The organism is Pseudohalioglobus lutimaris (assembly GCF_002866825.1).
In the GTDB taxonomy this organism is placed as follows: Bacteria; Pseudomonadota; Gammaproteobacteria; order Pseudomonadales; family Halieaceae; genus Halioglobus; species Halioglobus lutimaris.
The window spans coordinates 56,881-72,766 of sequence record NZ_PKUS01000023.1; the positions used below are offsets into that span (position 1 = coordinate 56,881).

At 54.3% G+C, this 15,886-nt stretch carries 21 protein-coding genes; 11 read left to right on the forward strand and 10 right to left on the reverse strand.

Annotated elements, in window-relative coordinates; all coding sequences use genetic code 11:
• Positions 1 to 428: 428 nt before the first annotated feature.
• Entirely contained in the window at positions 429 to 980 is a 552-nt protein-coding gene (locus C0039_RS15350; RefSeq protein WP_133126021.1) for a phosphoribosyltransferase, read from the forward strand.
• Between the two features lie 112 nt (positions 981 to 1,092).
• Here the strand turns inward: C0039_RS15350 and C0039_RS15355 are convergent, their stop codons facing one another.
• Positions 1,093 to 1,677, reverse strand: coding sequence for a hypothetical protein (locus C0039_RS15355; protein WP_133126022.1), 585 nt, complete (start codon positions 1,675 to 1,677; stop codon positions 1,093 to 1,095).
• A 255-nt stretch (positions 1,678 to 1,932) separates the two neighbouring features.
• Here C0039_RS15355 and C0039_RS15360 point away from each other — a divergent pair, with 255 nt between their 5' ends.
• Both C0039_RS15360 and C0039_RS15365 read left to right on the forward strand, forming a co-directional pair.
• Positions 1,933 to 3,795 carry a ParB/RepB/Spo0J family partition protein gene (locus C0039_RS15360; protein ID WP_101518563.1) on the forward strand — a complete coding sequence of 621 codons (1,863 nt, stop codon included), beginning with the start codon at positions 1,933 to 1,935 and terminating at the stop codon, positions 3,793 to 3,795.
• Positions 3,796 to 3,851: 56 nt separating this feature from the next.
• On the forward strand, positions 3,852 to 4,094 hold the full coding sequence (locus C0039_RS15365) for a hypothetical protein (protein WP_101518564.1): 243 nt from the start codon (positions 3,852 to 3,854) through the stop codon (positions 4,092 to 4,094).
• A gap of 149 nt (positions 4,095 to 4,243) precedes the next feature.
• On the opposite strand, the gene C0039_RS15370 is transcribed toward C0039_RS15365, so the two are convergent.
• From C0039_RS15370 to C0039_RS15390, 5 genes are all read right to left on the reverse strand, one after another.
• On the reverse strand, positions 4,244 to 4,708 hold the full coding sequence (locus C0039_RS15370; protein ID WP_101518565.1) for a JAB domain-containing protein: 465 nt from the start codon (positions 4,706 to 4,708) through the stop codon (positions 4,244 to 4,246).
• Between the two features lie 120 nt (positions 4,709 to 4,828).
• The gene (locus tag C0039_RS15375) at positions 4,829 to 5,020 is read right to left on the reverse strand and encodes a hypothetical protein (protein WP_101518566.1); all 192 of its coding nucleotides are present in this window, start codon (positions 5,018 to 5,020) and stop codon (positions 4,829 to 4,831) included.
• Between the two features lie 207 nt (positions 5,021 to 5,227).
• Complete coding sequence (locus tag C0039_RS15380) at positions 5,228 to 5,539, reverse strand: hypothetical protein (protein ID WP_101518567.1); 312 nt, start codon at positions 5,537 to 5,539, stop codon at positions 5,228 to 5,230.
• Positions 5,540 to 5,793: 254 nt separating this feature from the next.
• Positions 5,794 to 5,985 (reverse strand): hypothetical protein, encoded by a 192-nt coding sequence (locus C0039_RS15385; protein WP_101518568.1) that lies wholly within the window; start codon positions 5,983 to 5,985, stop codon positions 5,794 to 5,796.
• Positions 5,982 to 6,311 carry a hypothetical protein gene (locus tag C0039_RS15390; RefSeq protein WP_101518569.1) on the reverse strand — a complete coding sequence of 110 codons (330 nt, stop codon included), beginning with the start codon at positions 6,309 to 6,311 and terminating at the stop codon, positions 5,982 to 5,984. The genes C0039_RS15385 and C0039_RS15390 overlap by 4 nt, the downstream gene beginning before the upstream one ends.
• 235 nt (positions 6,312 to 6,546) lie before the next feature.
• On the opposite strand from C0039_RS15390, the gene C0039_RS15395 reads away from it, so the two are divergent.
• Positions 6,547 to 7,662, forward strand: a complete 1,116-nt coding sequence (locus C0039_RS15395) for a hypothetical protein (RefSeq protein WP_133126023.1) — start codon at positions 6,547 to 6,549, stop codon at positions 7,660 to 7,662.
• Entirely contained in the window at positions 7,659 to 8,255 is a 597-nt protein-coding gene (locus C0039_RS15400; RefSeq protein WP_101518571.1) for a YkgJ family cysteine cluster protein, read from the forward strand. Before C0039_RS15395 ends, C0039_RS15400 begins: the two co-directional genes overlap by 4 nt.
• A gap of 78 nt (positions 8,256 to 8,333) precedes the next feature.
• Here the strand turns inward: C0039_RS15400 and C0039_RS15405 are convergent, their stop codons facing one another.
• From C0039_RS15405 to C0039_RS15415, 3 genes are all read right to left on the reverse strand, one after another.
• On the reverse strand, positions 8,334 to 9,416 hold the full coding sequence (locus tag C0039_RS15405) for a ComEC/Rec2 family competence protein (RefSeq protein ID WP_243391631.1): 1,083 nt from the start codon (positions 9,414 to 9,416) through the stop codon (positions 8,334 to 8,336).
• 252 nt (positions 9,417 to 9,668) lie between these two features.
• A complete protein-coding gene (locus C0039_RS15410; protein WP_101518573.1) occupies positions 9,669 to 10,004 on the reverse strand; it encodes a YegP family protein in 336 nt (111 codons plus the stop codon).
• 299 nt (positions 10,005 to 10,303) lie between these two features.
• Positions 10,304 to 10,798 (reverse strand): hypothetical protein, encoded by a 495-nt coding sequence (locus C0039_RS15415; protein ID WP_243391632.1) that lies wholly within the window; start codon positions 10,796 to 10,798, stop codon positions 10,304 to 10,306.
• A gap of 342 nt (positions 10,799 to 11,140) precedes the next feature.
• On the opposite strand from C0039_RS15415, the gene C0039_RS15420 reads away from it, so the two are divergent.
• The 6 genes from C0039_RS15420 (at position 11,141) to C0039_RS15445 (ending at position 14,198) form a co-directional block, all read left to right on the forward strand.
• Positions 11,141 to 11,995 (forward strand): zincin-like metallopeptidase domain-containing protein, encoded by an 855-nt coding sequence (locus C0039_RS15420; protein WP_165787158.1) that lies wholly within the window; start codon positions 11,141 to 11,143, stop codon positions 11,993 to 11,995.
• A complete protein-coding gene (locus tag C0039_RS15425; RefSeq protein ID WP_101518576.1) occupies positions 11,995 to 12,774 on the forward strand; it encodes an N-6 DNA methylase in 780 nt (259 codons plus the stop codon). The genes C0039_RS15420 and C0039_RS15425 overlap by 1 nt, the downstream gene beginning before the upstream one ends.
• A 310-nt stretch (positions 12,775 to 13,084) precedes the next feature.
• On the forward strand, positions 13,085 to 13,339 hold the full coding sequence (locus tag C0039_RS15430) for a type II toxin-antitoxin system Phd/YefM family antitoxin (RefSeq protein WP_101518577.1): 255 nt from the start codon (positions 13,085 to 13,087) through the stop codon (positions 13,337 to 13,339).
• Positions 13,329 to 13,613 carry a type II toxin-antitoxin system RelE family toxin gene (locus C0039_RS15435; RefSeq protein WP_101518578.1) on the forward strand — a complete coding sequence of 95 codons (285 nt, stop codon included), beginning with the start codon at positions 13,329 to 13,331 and terminating at the stop codon, positions 13,611 to 13,613. The genes C0039_RS15430 and C0039_RS15435 overlap by 11 nt, the downstream gene beginning before the upstream one ends.
• A gap of 1 nt (position 13,614) precedes the next feature.
• Positions 13,615 to 13,887 (forward strand): hypothetical protein, encoded by a 273-nt coding sequence (locus tag C0039_RS15440; RefSeq protein ID WP_101518579.1) that lies wholly within the window; start codon positions 13,615 to 13,617, stop codon positions 13,885 to 13,887.
• Positions 13,884 to 14,198, forward strand: a complete 315-nt coding sequence (locus C0039_RS15445) for a hypothetical protein (protein WP_101518580.1) — start codon at positions 13,884 to 13,886, stop codon at positions 14,196 to 14,198. Before C0039_RS15440 ends, C0039_RS15445 begins: the two co-directional genes overlap by 4 nt.
• 654 nt (positions 14,199 to 14,852) lie before the next feature.
• Here C0039_RS15445 and C0039_RS15450 read toward each other — a convergent pair.
• Entirely contained in the window at positions 14,853 to 15,866 is a 1,014-nt protein-coding gene (locus tag C0039_RS15450) for an AraC family transcriptional regulator (protein WP_101518581.1), read from the reverse strand.
• Positions 15,867 to 15,886: the final 20 nt, after the last annotated feature.

The window sequence follows — 15,886 nt, forward strand, 5'->3', positions numbered from 1 at the left end:
GGAGGAGGCTATTCAATGGGGAGGATGAAAAATAGGACGTCTGGTGCGGCTGCCTTCTATATAAAGCTAGATGATCCGGTGGAGTAGGGCACCTGCTCGGGCTGCTCCGGATTCCGCTCTCGCTGCATCCCTGCGGGACTGAGCCCTGCGTATCCCGGGTGCGAGAATTCATCGCTGTCGAATGCCAGGTGTTTCATTGGAGTGGGGTAGCCAGTCCGTTACACTGTCGCCGACATGCACTTACTCGCCGCCGACAGACAACCCAATCGAACCCCCTGGGGCGATACTCCGCCGGTGGCTATTCTCGCGAGTGAGCCTCTGACCAAGCAACACCCCGACTACCGGGCCGCCAAGACCGGCGATATTGAATCCGCGATGTCACCATCGACGGTTTGATGGGGCGCCGCGGCGCGCTGCGCCGGGTGTCCATGTTGATCAAACGAACAACACCCGTGATCATTCCGGTGCATGCCGTGGAGTCAAACTCGGTGAATGTGATCCCTACCGCGCTGGCGCAATACATTGGTACCGCGTTTGATCTGCCCGTGAACTACGACATCCTCCAGGCAAACCGGGTCAGTCACACGGGTTCCAGTGGCTACCATCGACTGGCGACGCCACCGCTATTTGCCGGCGAGGTCGGTCCCGGAGACTACCTGATTGTGGATGACTTTGTGGGGCAAGGCGGCACGTTAGCCAATATCCGTGGTCATATAGCATCCCAGGGCGGCCATGTGGTTGGTCTGGTAGCGCTGACCGGCCAGCGCCGATCTGCTACACTAGTGGTCGAGCCACAAACCCTGCAGGACCTGAGAGCCAAACATGCAGCCCTTGAAGACTGGTGGAGTGAGGTATTCGGATACGGTTTCGCGCTTCTTACAGAAAGTGAAGCACGATACCTCCTCAACTCCCCGGATGTTGACACCATCCGAGCAAGCATCGCTGAGATTGCACGCGAGGGAGACGGGTGCCCAGGCTAAAGACATCGCCAAAAAGCGGGGTGTTGGGATACGGCGGATCAATGATAAAGCCGTGTCTCGGGATCCTCGGTCTGGCAGGTTTATCCATAAGAAGTAAGCTCTACTGACCACTTCACTCCCGGTAACGCCTGAACTCGGGCTCAGACAGCCTCTCTTTGATATCTGCCATCGTTACCATGCGCGAGTGAGTAGCGAGCTGCTTGTTGTGCACGTCGATCATCGAGTCCAGGAAGCCATATAACCCGGACATCCATACGTCACTGCCAACGGTTTCCTCATATAGAGCCTCGCGACCACCTTCAAAATCCCACGCATCGAATCGATAGCGCAATCCCACCGGCAATTCGGCAAGCCGGTCGATGAGGGGGCTGCCCGTAACGACGAGCTCGTTGGGCAGGTGCTCTATCAGGTGTCCCCAAAGTCGATCGACGCGATGGCCATAGCCTTCGACCTCCTTAACCAGCTTCTTACCGCTGTAGTCAGCCAGAACAGAGTAGGCGACAAGGCTCTTTAGTACGGCCTCAACACTCATTCTTAGATCGATGAAGCACTTACAACGTCGAGACTTGATATGCATGAAACTGGGTGCTTCATCAGTCAATGCACAGTGGCGATACCGCATCTTGAAATCCAATGCATCGTGCAAGAAATGACTGGAGACCTCCAGGTGTGTCGGTCGAGTAGTGTTGTCTGACATCAGTGCGCTTCCGGTGGCGAAACTATCCCTCTGGGGAGGGGCATAGATTAGCACCCGTTTGGCCTTAGTCCAGGCATCCCCCCACCTTCGCTCGGTCACTGCGTTCTCTCCCTGCAGGCCGGGCGGTTCCCCCTGCCTGGACACGTCCAAGCCAGCTGCTGGCTCACTCGCATACTCGCTCGCTGTTTGGGGGTCTTCGCCCCCAGAGGGATGGGGGTTGAAAAACCAACAAACTGAATAGAGCGAGATACGATTATGACAACTCAAATGATTCCACTGTCCAAGCTGACAGTCTCCAAACGCAATGTCCGTAAGACTTCCCCAGATCGTGACGCGCACAAACGACTGATGGCGAGTATCGCCAGTCAGGGTGTGCTTCAGAATCTGGTGGTGGTGCCCGAGGGTAGGGGCAAGTTCGGCGTAGTGGCAGGGGGCAGGCGTCTGCGTGCCCTGCAGGACCTGGCCAAAAGCGACGCTATCGCGAAGGACTTCGAAGTCGAGTGTCGGGTGAAGGACAAGGACGCCGATATCACCGAGATATCGCTGGCAGAGAATGTGGGGCAGGAAGCCATGCATCCTGCTGACCAGTACGAGGCCTTCGCCGAGCTGGTGGGGCAGGGGGTTCCGGTGGAGGACATCGCCGCTAAGTTCGGGGTGACCAAGCTGGTGGTGGAGAAGCGCCTGAAACTGGGGCGGGTTGCCCCCAAGCTACTGGAAGATTACCGCAAGGGCGGGATTAACCTGGAATGCCTGATGGCGTTTACCGTCTCTGACGACCACGAGCGGCAATTGGCCTGCTACAAGGAACTGTCCGGACGGCTGTGGCCCCATGCGGTGAAAAGCTGGCTGTTGGGCGAGGCGGTGGATGCACGGCGGGGCATCGGTGCGTTTGTCGGTAAGGCTGCCTATCTGAAAGCCGGTGGCGCGGGAGCAGGGGACTTATTCGAAGATACCTTCTATCTCTGTGATTCGGCACTGGTCTGTGAACTGGCCCAAGCCAAGCTGGATCGAGCAGCCACTAAACTGGCCAAGGAAGAGAGCGGGTGGTCGTGGATTGAAACGGCCATGGATCGTCACCAATCGCTGGAAGGCCTGCACCAACTGCAAGCCGAGCTTGTTGGTGTCCCTGATGATCTCATACAGGAAATCGAGGCGCTGGATAAGCAGATCAGTGAGTGGGAGGACATGTATTACGATGAAAAATTGGCCGAAGGCTTTGACGATGAAGACGCCTTCTATGCCGCCATAGAGGCGGCACAGCAAGAATCAGGCGAGTTGGAAGACAAGCGCGATGGGTACCTGCAGTACACCGAGGAACAGCAGGCCTACGCCGGTTGTATCGTCACCTTCGACAACGCCGGCAAGCTGGAGATTCTCCGGGGCTGGGCGCGCAAAAAAGACCTGCCCAAGGCCAAGAGCGCAGACTCGGGCAGTGGTGCAGGGGAGGGCGGCCAAGCCCAGGACACCAGCAAGAAGGAGCTGACTCAGGCACTGGTCAACGATCTGGGGCAATACCGGCAGCAGGCCACGAAGGCGACCTTGCTGGCCAAACCGGCTGTCGCGCTGGATGTTCTGCATTATTCCCTGTGCTTGCAGGTGTTGTCCGAGTCTTTTTGGGAAGGCAAGGAGCTGATGGATGCCAGCTTCACCGTGGTCAAATCAGAGTCCAGCCGGGGTGATACCGAGGCGGGCAAGGCCTTTGATGCGCTGTCGGATCGCAGCGGGCTGTCCATGGACTGGCTGACGATTGAGGACAACGCCGAACGACTGGCGGCTTTTATCGCATTACCGAGAAAAGCCAAGGACAAGCTGGTGGCCTATGCGGTGGCGCAGACCCTGCGTATCGGGGTGCGGGGCAAGCCAGAACAGGATGCCCTTGTGGACCTGCTGGGTGTGGACTTCTCCAGCTACTGGCGCCCCAACGCGAACAACTACTTTGGCAGACTGACCAAGCCGCAATTGCTCGAGCAGTTCGGTCCCGTGATCGGGCAGGAGTGGACAGACTGGCATGACGATGCCAAGAAGTCGGCCATTGTGGACAGTCTGGATGAGCGTTTCAGCGAGAAACCTAAATCCAAAGACGATTCCAAGGCGATCTGGATACCCGAACAATTCTAATCCACCTAAAATCTACAAGCGGGGGCTTCGGCCCCCATTATCTAGGAGAATTTTCCATGGAAGCCTCTATCGCCTTAGCCTTGCTAGATGACAGTGATTCCCAGGCCGCGCAGCGCCAGATGCGTGGCACCGATCCATTCCGTCTCGGCGAGGCGAGCGAGGCGCTCGCCGAACTCGACACCCTCGCAATGGGTTCACCCGACGCGTTCCGGTCAGCGATCGATCGTAAAGCCATCGAGGGTGTCGTGGACACGCTTCTGGCGCAAATCCGACAAATACGCGCAGCAGAGAAAGCATAGTCGAGTAACTCGCCAACCCGTTTTCCACATAGCTTCGACAGGCTATCTCGCTTGCCGCCCTCCGGGCGGCTTTTTTGCGCTCGGATCTCGCGCAAAAAAAAGGAACCGAGCAGGTTCCTTTGGCAGAGTGATTGTCGCCAGATAACAGTCTACAGCAGTCCCTCTTCAGCAAAGCTGAACGTACTGTTGGTAGAGACGATCACATGGTCAAGAACACGAATGTCCAATAGGCCGAGCGCACTGACGATACGCTCTGTGATACGTCGATCCGCCGAACTGGGTTCGGTAATGCCCGACGGGTGGTTATGGCCCAGGATCACGGCCGCGGCATTATGCGCAAGCGCAGCCTTGGCAATCTCCCTCGGGTAGACAGCAGCGCCATCTATCGTTCCCATAAAGAGCTCATCTACCTTAAGCAGCTGATGCTGGTTATTGAGATAGAGCACACAAAAGATCTCACGCTCCTTGTCACCGATACGCAGACGCAGGATATCCTTCGACGCGCGCGGGCTTTGTAACGTTTCTGTTGTGTAGGTCGCTCTTTCTTCCACAAACCTGATCGCGGCAGCGATCACCTCGTCCTGTGAATCATAGTTAAATGCATCCATTTTCATATCTCGCTCTAAGTAGAGATGAGATACGCCGATGGGACGAATCCCATCGGGGTGATGCCGTACGGCGAAAACTGTCAAAAAGAAAACCCCGGGTGTTTAGTCCGGGGTTTTCAGCGAAGCCTAGCTGTTCTCGTCAGCTTTGGGCGGGAACAAAACCAGGTCACCCGAGACCGAAATCCCAGGGGTGATTTTCAGGTTAAGCCCGTCGCCCTTGTCGTGGGGAAAGGCAACACCCACTTTCGTGTAGTTGCTCTTCTCCTCGCCATTAGACTCGAACTTCTCTTGTACAAACACATTCAGGTACTTCGACATGGTTAATCTCCTTAACGTCAATTAATCCCATGTAGGCTTCTTCCCCAAATGGGTCGAAACCCAAATGGGGAAAGATGCAGGGTGTCCCTGCGAACTTAATGCTACTGAGAGTAGCCACTAAGTGGTTTTTACATTAAAACCCTATAAATACAGAGTCAATCGTAATGTTTCTTACGTTAAGGAGCTCCCTAACGAGGGTATATCAGGTCAAACAATGCGCGGAAATCCCTTATTTAATACACCGAAAACGCCGCGGCCGAGCAGACAGCCCTGCACATGTTCGCCGGCTTCCAATGTTCGCCAGTCACTGGAAAGTCCTTCGGTGGGACTGACGGCCTCGGCCTGAAGCTTGACCGGCCGGGCACCGGGTATTCGTCTGGCCAGTCGCAATTCGATGAAACCCAACCAGGGCAGGTAGCGATAGTCGCCCTCCCGGGTAGCCACCCCGATCGTCTCTCGGGACGGTTCGTCGTGCAGGACGATGTTGCGGTAATTGAGTTTTCGGCGGAGCGCTGGCATACTGGTTATATATACAGAAACGGCGATATGCAGCGCAATTTACTTTGAGCGGGAAGCCCTAAAAAACGAAAGGAACCCCGAGGGGTTCCTTTCAGAGCGGCAAGCTGACTTGCCGTGAAGTAAGTGTAGTTGTCAGGCCAACACGTACAGGATCAATGTCGCCACCAGTGCAGATGCGAGCAAAGTCAGACCCGCGTAAACGGGTAATGACATCGCACGCTTTGCATCGCTATCTGGTTTCATCCACTTCACCGTTACGCTCCACCGAAGACCTTGATGATCGTTGCGGCGGTAGCACCTGCTATGGCAATGGTTCGTAACCATTCGAGGAAATGGCGTCGCTCATTCAACACAATATCGCGTTCGACCTGCAGGGTCTCTGCGCGAAGCTTGCGCCTTTTGAGTTCGGCGATGTCCTCCTGGATTGCTTTATCGTCCTCGGTCATTGGCTTAGCCTCCGATCCGCGTCTGAAAAATCAATCCGCGCCACCTTACCGACACGGCCCCGAACCAGCTGTACCCGCATGGCGATCGGCAATTCACCCACTGCCAGGTCCAGGCGCGGTGCGAAATCCACATACCGCGCAGCTTCGAATCGGCTCACCAGCTCCACTGCACTCGCAGCTTCACTGACGATCGAATCAACCCGCTTCGTGGTTCCTTGAAGAACCTTGAGTACCTTGGGGTCTACGACCACCGGGCACTGGAAGAGGGGTTCTGGCTCATCGTTCAGGCCATACTTCACTTTTACGACGTTCGTGATGCTATTCATATGCTTCTCCTATGGGAAAAACGTCGAATAGCATCACCCGACGGATAAGCTACCCGACGGGTTGGAACGTTCGAATGCCTTTACAGGCACTCTGCTGGGTGTCCCAGCGTGAGATGCAGGGTGTCCCTGCTACTTAATGCCACTGAAAGTGACCACCAAGTGAAATCAGCTTAATCCGATATTTCGGCAAAAAATAGGTAAGGTTTCTTACGTTATGGGAGGCCCTGCCAGTATCATGAGCGCTGGGGCAGAAATGGAGATTGTCGTGCAAGGAGACACCATACCCGTTATAGAGCAGGACACGAGTCAGAACCTCGATATAGGCCAGGCGACCATCGAGCCATTCGGATTAAGTGCGCTCTTGGATATCCAGTCAGACACAAATGCAGCTGTGCCTCTAGTCATTCGTGGCAAAGCACTGCAAGAAAATGGGCGGGTAGTGGAGGGGTCGGCGGTTTTGCGAGCCACCACCCAATTTAACTACCTGCCTAAGCCCCACGTACTGGTCCCGGGCGGTTGGGTACCTCTGGCACTCTCCCCCGTACACAACTTCCTCATCGATAGGAATATCCTCAGCCTGCTTGAACAACTACACGCGGGGCGTAGTAACGCCAGGCTGGAACGGATCGAGTGGTGGTGCCAGCATCTCGACCGGCCCTCGGTCTTACTGAATCCGCTGCCGATCGCATGGGAGGGCGACAAGGGTCAGATACCATCGTTTTCTGATATCCGCCATGCCCTCGATAACGCCAGGGCGACGCTGGCCGGAATTTTCCCGAAGGCTCGGACCGTACCATTCGACCAGAATACCTATGAGGCTATTAACACGGAGATCCAGGCAACCCGCGTCCGGCAGGAAAAGGAAAGTGAATTTCTGCAAGAGGTTTGCCCGAAATACCTGGCGAACACCGTCGCGCGGGGGCAACGCAGATCCATCTTTGACGAGATTCTGGCGCTAGCGATAGACAAAGATCTCCAGCCGTTCTCCATCGTCATGCTCTGTGTCTTCTCCTCGCACTACCGCTCTTCAGAAAAGGCGAAGTACTCCATCGGTCATGCGCTGTTGAAGCCAAAGCAGAATTATAGTGAGATGATGGCGCACAACGCCCTTTCCGATCTGCGACACTTTGAAGTGGCCGCATTGGCGACGGGCCTCTTTATCGATCCGCCTGCACTTATCACTGACGATACCGCACTCACGGCACTCTGGAGCACACTACGTCCTCACGGCTATGTGCAAGGCTCTTCCCTGGGCATGCAACTGGACATTGATCCCGCCCTCTTTGTTGACCTGGATTCTCGTGACGCAGAAAATCTGGCGCTCATCCTGCAGAAATACAGCCGGCAATGAAAACATCGACATCGCTAAGTAAGAAAGAGGTGGCCAAGCTGAAGCAGGATCGTAGGCTCGCCAAACGTCAAATCAACAGAATGACGAAAGCGCTACCTCAGCCTTTGGCAGACAAGGAAGAGCGCATTCCTGAAACACTTAAGCACGCTGAAAGTGCCCCTTTGGAGAAGCTGCGCCACCTCTATGCGCTGTTCGATGAGTTGTCCGAGCACACTTCCCGGTTCACAGCTTGCGGATCCGGTTGTGGCGATTGTTGCCGCAAGCCTGTCTCACTCTCGGAATTAGAGATTGCGTACATAGAAGCTGAAACAGGAGTTACCCGATCGACAACACTTATTGTACGGGAGGGCGTAGGCGACTGCCCGTTTCTCAAAGATCAGCGCTGTACCATCTACCACGCCCGGCCCTTCGTCTGCAGGCGGCATGCTACCTACTCAAGCGACAATTACTGGTGCCACCCAGATCGTTGCAATGAAGTCGAAATCGGTCTGGTCAAATTCAGCGGAATGGAAACTGCCATGCGCAATCTTCGCACAATTGCCGGGGCAGCGCGGATTTTCGATATACGCGATGTCTTCGAACCCGTCGAATAGCAGGTTAATCAACGGGTTCTGGGAGGTTCCACAACATCGCGTGAAGCGTCAACTACGCAAAACATTTGACGGACTGAATCAGCATTGAGGCATGGGTGCCGCGGTCGGCAATGTGGCGCAAGTCGTCTGTTGTCCTTCGATCTCGAGTGATAAGCCATCCGTCCTGATGACCACGTGATCGCCATTAATAGAGGAACGGTGGTCATGAAATGCCTCATCTCCATGATCAGTGCGCAGAAAAACCGTATCAGCATTGCTGTCGCAGTAGCGCTCCAGCGTGGACATGTCAGGAATATGCCGGCCGCTATAGCATTTCCTGCCACTTTGCACGACGACCACATCCGGGGTGACGGCTTCGATAAAGGGCGTTGTGCTCGAGGTTTCACTTCCATGGTGCGCTATTTTGAGGATCGTAGCGTCCAAATCCGCACCCGCTTCCAGGAGCACCTTCTCCGCGTATTTAGGTTGGGAGGGCGAGTCGGTGCGACTCTTTCCCTCGGCATCCCCCATAAACAAAAAGGTCTGGTCGCCGAACCTTAATCTGATAACGATGGAGCTGTTATTGATACGTGTGCCCTCATCGCTCCCCATCCCGTCATTCGTGCCAACCCAGGAATGCAGTATTTCAACCTCGAGTTCCTCGCCCCAGTCCAACGGTCCCAGGATATCCTGGCCTCGCAGCGTGGACTTTACGTGGTGATCGGGTTGCGAGAACGAAGCGATAAAGGCATTGTAGCCCGCCTTATTCACCGGCATTCCAGGATCGATGTATTGCTCAACCTGAAAATGGCGCGTTAATCCCTCCGCGCCCCGGTAGTGGTCGATATGAGGGTGCGTCACTATGAGCGCGTCCAGCACAGCCAAGTGGTGGGCCTGGTCACGTAGGTAGTGCAACATCGCGTTGTTATGGTCACTGGAGTCCAAGCCCCCATCAATCACAATATTCAGACCCTCGAATTCGCCATTCCCGTCGATACCGTCATCCGGGGTATGAATCCAAATGCCATCTCCCTGTCCCACGTCTACAAAGTGCACTTCGAGCACTAGATCGGTCTCTGGCGATGTGGGCCCCTCGTCAGGGATGATGAATTTTTTTGCTATCCAGCCACTCGAACTATCTTCCAGTTCAACGCGCCGCCAAAAAGGGACCGAGTCTGTCACCAGCACTTTTGTATTGGCCGTCAGACAGCCCAAAATAGCGCCGTCCGTTGACGGGTGATCTCTTAAATGGACGCAGTCCACGACTGTCGGGCGGACAATAAAAGGATTTTGCGCGTAAGTAGAGACGCTTACGAAAACTAGTATGAGCAGATTGAATACACGATGCACAATACACCTCCAATCACTATGTCAGCTGTAAGGATGGAACCGACTGGACTGGCGTTGAGCAGCCTCCTTGCCGCTCAGCTTAGATCAGGCAGTCTCGTCGACCAGCACAGCATCCGGCGCGTTCTTCGCTACGGACTTGATGCCATTTTCTCGGCCCTGATTAGCTTTGTACATTTCGCTCTTGCCGATGGATTCGCCGTTGGCCGCTTTCAGAACGAAGTAAGGCTCCTTTTTGCGAGACTCTTTTCGCTCGAAACGCTTATCGTTTGCGGCATTCTTGCGTACGGATTTAATACCATTCTCCGCCGCTTTCTTGGACTCATAGCGCTCACTGGTCAAAATAATCTGGCCGTTGGTCGCTTTCAGGTTAAACATAAACTTCTTGTTACGTGTTTGCTTTAGCACAAATTTTCCGGGCATGATTCAGCTCCAATTGGTCGGTCACAGATGCCCCAAAAGACATCGATGACAGTATCAAGTATCGAGCTACCCCCTGCAATAGCTGGCAAAAACAGAGCGTCAGGGCGATTCGTTTAGCCCGGCCGCATATTTCTTAAATACGACCCTCCCGTAAAGGCTACACATACCAGGGCCATACGGGTTAAGAAATACTCCAGAGGAGGCACGGCGACAAAGAAGGCAAGTGCTAACCAGGCTGCATAGAAAGCCGTGGCGATAGTCACTGTCCAGCCGATCACGACCATCATATGGCGTCCCGCTTACTCGGCGTCACCATCGGAATTTTCCCAAGAAAAGCGCATGTGTTTCGCCTTGCGACCCTTGAGCGCCGAACGGTCAATCAGTCGCGACTCGAAGCCGAACGCTTCGTCTATCTTAACCACAAGCAGTTTATTAAAGTTACCAGCGCGCTTTACAAGAACCTTGTTGTCCGTTTTCTCGGGCGATATCGTCTTAACCTCAATCCAGTCATCGCCGAGGCGTCCATCCGACCCTTTCGTGCCCGGGGCATGCCGCCTGAGTCCGTATTTGATCTCGGCATAGAGTTCGCCCAGTTCTCCCCAAATCTGCAAGTACCGGCCTGTCGTCTGGTGATATCGCATCGCAGAGTCCACCAGATCCTCAAAAACCTCAACAGTCTCCAGGGTGGCTGCTGGATACGCCGCTTCTAACTCCTGCTGGTAGAGCTGCTGGTTGATCCAGCCCCAACTGATCCATTCACCATCGTCCCAGATGCCATCACCCGAATCGTGCATGGGCTGTCCTGTCATTGCACATCGCATTGTTTAACTATTCCTTTGCCTGCCTGTCTGCAATCCATCGGAACCAATGTACCACGTTCGTTGATCCGCGCCGCACGAAATCCAAGGGACTATCCCTCTGGGGAGGGGTCAATCTAGCACCCGTTTGGCCTTAGTCCAGGCATCCCCCAACCTTCACTCGTTCTCTTCGTTCACTCCCTGCAGGCCGGATGGTTCCCCCTGCCCGGACACAGCCAAGCCGGATGCTGGCTCACTCGCACACTCGCTCGCGGTCTTGGGGTCTTCGCCCCCAGAGGGATGGGGGTTTTAAGAACAAGTAACAGCGAGGAAAGAAAGATGAACAAGAGCATGCAAAAAGTCGTCGATACCTTACAAACCTATATGGGAGAGGGCAGCCTTGTCTGGCACAACGCCTGCCTGATTCGAGATCAATCCAATCTGGTCAGCGGTAACCCTTACCGCGGTGTGAATCATTTCATCACGGCCATGGTGGCTGATGCCGAGAGCTATCAAAGCCCCTATTGGGCCACCTTCAAGCAAATCAAAGATCTGGGGGGCAACCTGATCGACGCCAAAGGAAAGGGCGTTCCCACCATTTTCTACAAGAATCTCCCATCAAAAGACGGCGATGAAGACGGTCAAAAGCGCTTCGTAATCCGAAACAGCTATGTCTTTAATCTGGATCTGGTCACCGGTATCGATGCAGATCGCGTCAAAATGGACGGGGTAGGGCAAGCTGCCCTGGATCAGGACGCGGAGGTGGTCGCCAATACATATCTGGAGCGTGAAGGCCTCACGGTGAGCCACGGAAGCCCTGCCTACGTTCCCGCATTCGATGCAGTCAAAATGCCCGCGCTCAACGAAGTGACCTCCACGGATGAGTATTACAGCACCTACTTTCATGAGCTTGCCCACAGTACCGGCCACCCCAAGCGCTTATGCCGTTTTGGCATGGATGCAACAAAGTTCGAAAGCCGGGAAGAGTACTCCAAGGAAGAACTGGTCGCGGAAATTACCGCCGCCATGCTGTGCCACGGCTGCGGCGTAGATAGCCAATCCAGCATTAAAAACAGCGCCGCCTACATTCAAGGCTGGTCCCGCTTTATCAAAGAAGAAGCCGAGGCCTTCCTCGGAGCGGTGAACCATGCCTACAAAGCGCGCGCCTTTATCCTGACAGGGGAGGGTGCGTGATGGATCACCAAAAAACCTTTATCAAGTGCTTCGAGGCCTTTGGCCCGAAGCACAACCGCTGCCAGGTGATTGCCGATTTCGCCTTGTTTGGCACGGCCGCGCTACACAATGCCGTCGCGTTCTCTCGGGAACTGGAAGACGACTATCTACGCGCCGCCAAGCGCTATGATCGCGACGAGTTGAACCGTCATGCTGAGCTGCTCGCCACCGTGGTCAAAGGCCTCGAGGCCTGTGGCGAGGATTTCCTTGGACAGGTCTTCATGGCATTGGAGCTGGGCAATGATAGGGCAGGGCAGTTCTTCACACCCTGGCACGTCTCCAAGATGATGGCTCAGATCAGTCATGGCGAAGCGCTTTCGCATCTGACAGAGGAGTTCGTCACCTTGTCCGAACCCGCCTGCGGGGCAGGCGGCATGATTTTGGCCTTTGCCGAAGCCATGCGCGAAGCTGGCCACAATCCTCAGCGCCAGCTGTGGGTCCAAGCCTGGGACATCGATCCGCTACCGGCCAGACTGTGCTACATCCAACTCGCCTTGCTCCATATCCCGGGGGAGATCGTGATTGGCGACACCCTGCGCTATGAGGCGCGAGAGGTTCTGAGAACCCCGGCGCACTACCTGGACTTCTGGGATGACAAGCTCCGCCGGCGCTATACGAGTGAATCAACCGAAGCACCACCAGCGATAGAGCCGCACGCCATGGCGATCATGCCACAGACACCGGAAAATGCTGTCACCGCCGCGCTCGCAGTCGACCAACAATTTATGTTTGATTTCTAGAGCCACTGCCATGAACTACAGCTATCAACTCACCTGCAGCTATCGGATTGGCAGGGCCTACTGCAAACGCACCCTAAAGCGCGGCCTGCTGCTGAGGGACGCGCGGGATTTGCAGGCTCGATGCCAAGCCCGGGAAATTTCACGTGTGACAGAAAAGCGTGGTCACTGGTCGAGTTGGACGGGCCGCATTTATGGCATCAGCCGGGAGCAGAAGCCATAAAAGACCTGATAAAAGGTCTTTTTGATTGTTTTACATGCAAATATGACCTATTATAAGGTCTCATAATCAGTCATTTCGAGGATGTGCGCCATGGCCTCCACACACCCCATTTTAGCCGATGTGAGTGCCTCCATCTCGGAGCTCAAGAAGAACCCGATGTCCGTTGTCAGGCAAGGGGAGGGCGTACCAGTTGCGATTCTCAACCGGAATGAGCCCGTATTCTACGCGGTACCCGCCGAGGCCTATGAGGCGCTCATGGACAAGCTGGAAGATGTCGAACTGGCGGCGATCGTCAGGGCACGGCTGGAGCAGGACGAGGTCGAGGTGGCGCTTGATGACCTATAGGCTGCTGTTTCGGACGGAAGCCAAAAAAGAATGGGACAAGCTGGATGCTGCGATACGCAGCCAATTCAAGAAGAAGCTGATTGAGCGCCTTGAAGAACCTCGAGTAGAAAGCGCCCGGCTCAGCGGACTAAGGGACTGCTACAAGATAAAGCTGCGCAGCGCTGGATACCGACTGGTCTATCAAGTGCGGGATGCAGAGATCGTAGTGTCGGTTGTGGCCGTAGGAAAACGCGAACGAAATGCAGTCTATAAGGCTGCCGTGAAGAGGGTTTAATGTGCCACCATCCATAAACAGTCAGTTTGTCGCCGGGGCACTCGCCGGAGCCACACTGTCCAGCCTATTGGTGCTGTCCTTTGCCTGGCAGAGAGTCCAGGAAACCAGTGCGTTTGCGGATCAAAACATGCGGCTCTTCTTCGCCGCCATCGATGACGTGGAATCGATGCGAGAATTCTGTGGTATCCCTTGCCAGGACCAAGAGCTTACTTACCCAGCATTGATGGAGCGCTACGGCTATAAAGTGGAACGCTCAGGCGAGTACCAACAATGACAGATACAAAAGGCGTCAAAGAAGCGCTGTCCTGGTTCACGGCCGAGCGCTTTAAGTCCCTGCAGCGAAAACTCACTACTGCCCGGAATACGATCCAGAACGACGCACTTTCGTCTCAACTCAAGCCGCTGTATTCAGAGGAAGAAATTCGGACACTGAACGAAGCAGCGCGCATACTCGGTTCAGTGAAATCCAAGGTCGAGCATGCCAAGGAAAAGAAGGCGCGGGAAGAGGCCGCAAGGGACCGCCACCTCGATAATTGTAAACGTCAACGAAGGGCGCTACTGTCGAGCGCCTTACCGCGACCTTAGAATGAAGAAGATGCTCGACCGGTACTGCTGTGGCTGCTGGCGTTAAGCTTAAATCATAAGGAAATCAGTCAGTACGGTTATTACTACGAGAGCAAGTATTTCGGGACGGATATCGAGCGAGCGTTTGGTACTGCAACGCATCACACCGTCCTGGGCATATCGGTTTCCTGGTGGGAAGAGATCACCAACTTCTTGGACGAACACCTATGGCCCCAAGACGAGGAGCCTGACCCGGCCAGTCTGAATAAAATCGAGATCCTCATGAGCGGTAAGTGGAAAGAGCAGGTGGAGTCAGTTCATAGTACCAAGACGTTGTTAGACCAATTTGAGTTCCGGCCAAGATCCATGTTTATGCCGAGCTCGGCATAAACATGGATCTTGGCCGGACCTCTATTTGACGCTGTCTGAATCGTGCAGATCGTAAATCTTTGAATTCTGCTAAATCCCGCTGGTTTGTTATTCCATCGTCGGAGGTATTGGACAGTCGAGCCCCATTGTCCGGCGTGCGCCCGCAAGGGTGAATGATCGAAATGGTCAAATCGTGACGTAATTGGTCATCTTCAAAAATAGTTATGCCTGTTATAGCTGACCAATCTTACATGATATCTCGACATCACATGGATTCGAGAAAAGTATTGTATTACTGAGGGGTACTTACGAAACCTTCTGCCGCTTATTCCTACGCCATGTTCCGGGTGCTACTCCTTCCCTTCGTTTGAACGACCGAACAAAACTTGCCGCCTCGGAGAACCCCAACATCTCAGCTACTTCGTCGACTGTTTTTGTTGAACTCAAAAGCATCACACAGGCTAAAGAATGTAATGTCTCGGCTCTCACTTCCCTGAAGGATGTATCCTCCTCCCGCAACCGGCGCCGCAAGGTACTACTCGAAATCCCCAGAGCCTCAGAAACCGTCTCCTCACTGTGATTACCTCTAGGAGCAAACGATACGAGATCATGAACTCGATTGGCAAAGGAAGATCGTCTCTGATCGACTATTCCTTTAAGTTCAATTTCTGCACGTTGGCACGCCCACTCATCGGACATTCTCAGAGGTTCGATAAAAAGCGTGTTTTCAAATGAAATAGAGTATACATCCGAACCAAACTGTACCGGGCATCCAAAAAACTCAGCACAAAATGGCGCATCGCTGGGAGCTTCAATCATACAAGTAACCTGGGTAGGCACAATGTCTCTGCCAAGCATTTCAGTAAACCAAACTTTTAGAGAAGCAAACCCGCGGATTGCGCAAAAGTGCTGGCATGCGGCCGGCAACGCATGGGGTAATATCATAAACTCGATTGATTGCTCACGCGATTGAACGGCGACTTCGCATGTCCACAGAGAAATTGAATGATAATCTGCTGACACTTGCAGTGCGTGAACAATATTGCGGCTCGAAAGCATTGCATATCCGAGCGTGCCTAATGTCGTTATATGTACTCTACTCGCCGCGGTGAGTGCCAATGATAATCGCTCACCCCTTTCGACGAATCTCTCAATATAGGCCAACTCCTGCCACATATAAATTTCAGCATAGGCCTGGTATATACTGTCTCGATCTACGTCAATGTCTGCTAGCAGCAGATCGACCGGCAACTTGGCCTCCTCGGACAGATCCAAAAGCACTCTGAAAGCCGAAGCGTCACGCTTGGCATCTCGATCCATATCAGATTACCCGTGATTTC

Excerpts from the sequence above, each read along its gene's own strand:
- C0039_RS15350 (WP_133126021.1), top strand. The coding sequence starts at position 429 with ATGTTGATCAAACGAACAACACCCGTGATCATTCCGGTGCATGCCGTG.
- C0039_RS15355 (WP_133126022.1), bottom strand. The coding sequence starts at position 1,677 with ATGTCAGACAACACTACTCGACCGACACACCTGGAGGTCTCCAGTCAT.
- C0039_RS15360 (WP_101518563.1), top strand. The coding sequence starts at position 1,933 with ATGACAACTCAAATGATTCCACTGTCCAAGCTGACAGTCTCCAAACGC.
- C0039_RS15365 (WP_101518564.1), top strand. The coding sequence starts at position 3,852 with ATGGAAGCCTCTATCGCCTTAGCCTTGCTAGATGACAGTGATTCCCAG.
- C0039_RS15370 (WP_101518565.1), bottom strand. The coding sequence starts at position 4,708 with ATGAAAATGGATGCATTTAACTATGATTCACAGGACGAGGTGATCGCT.
- C0039_RS15375 (WP_101518566.1), bottom strand. The coding sequence starts at position 5,020 with ATGTCGAAGTACCTGAATGTGTTTGTACAAGAGAAGTTCGAGTCTAAT.
- C0039_RS15380 (WP_101518567.1), bottom strand. The coding sequence starts at position 5,539 with ATGCCAGCGCTCCGCCGAAAACTCAATTACCGCAACATCGTCCTGCAC.
- C0039_RS15385 (WP_101518568.1), bottom strand. The coding sequence starts at position 5,985 with ATGACCGAGGACGATAAAGCAATCCAGGAGGACATCGCCGAACTCAAA.
- C0039_RS15390 (WP_101518569.1), bottom strand. The coding sequence starts at position 6,311 with ATGAATAGCATCACGAACGTCGTAAAAGTGAAGTATGGCCTGAACGAT.
- C0039_RS15395 (WP_133126023.1), top strand. The coding sequence starts at position 6,547 with ATGAGCGCTGGGGCAGAAATGGAGATTGTCGTGCAAGGAGACACCATA.
- C0039_RS15400 (WP_101518571.1), top strand. The coding sequence starts at position 7,659 with ATGAAAACATCGACATCGCTAAGTAAGAAAGAGGTGGCCAAGCTGAAG.
- C0039_RS15410 (WP_101518573.1), bottom strand. The coding sequence starts at position 10,004 with ATGCCCGGAAAATTTGTGCTAAAGCAAACACGTAACAAGAAGTTTATG.
- C0039_RS15415 (WP_243391632.1), bottom strand. The coding sequence starts at position 10,798 with ATGCACGATTCGGGTGATGGCATCTGGGACGATGGTGAATGGATCAGT.
- C0039_RS15420 (WP_165787158.1), top strand. The coding sequence starts at position 11,141 with ATGAACAAGAGCATGCAAAAAGTCGTCGATACCTTACAAACCTATATG.
- C0039_RS15425 (WP_101518576.1), top strand. The coding sequence starts at position 11,995 with ATGGATCACCAAAAAACCTTTATCAAGTGCTTCGAGGCCTTTGGCCCG.
- C0039_RS15430 (WP_101518577.1), top strand. The coding sequence starts at position 13,085 with ATGGCCTCCACACACCCCATTTTAGCCGATGTGAGTGCCTCCATCTCG.
- C0039_RS15435 (WP_101518578.1), top strand. The coding sequence starts at position 13,329 with ATGACCTATAGGCTGCTGTTTCGGACGGAAGCCAAAAAAGAATGGGAC.
- C0039_RS15445 (WP_101518580.1), top strand. The coding sequence starts at position 13,884 with ATGACAGATACAAAAGGCGTCAAAGAAGCGCTGTCCTGGTTCACGGCC.
- C0039_RS15450 (WP_101518581.1), bottom strand. The coding sequence starts at position 15,866 with ATGGATCGAGATGCCAAGCGTGACGCTTCGGCTTTCAGAGTGCTTTTG.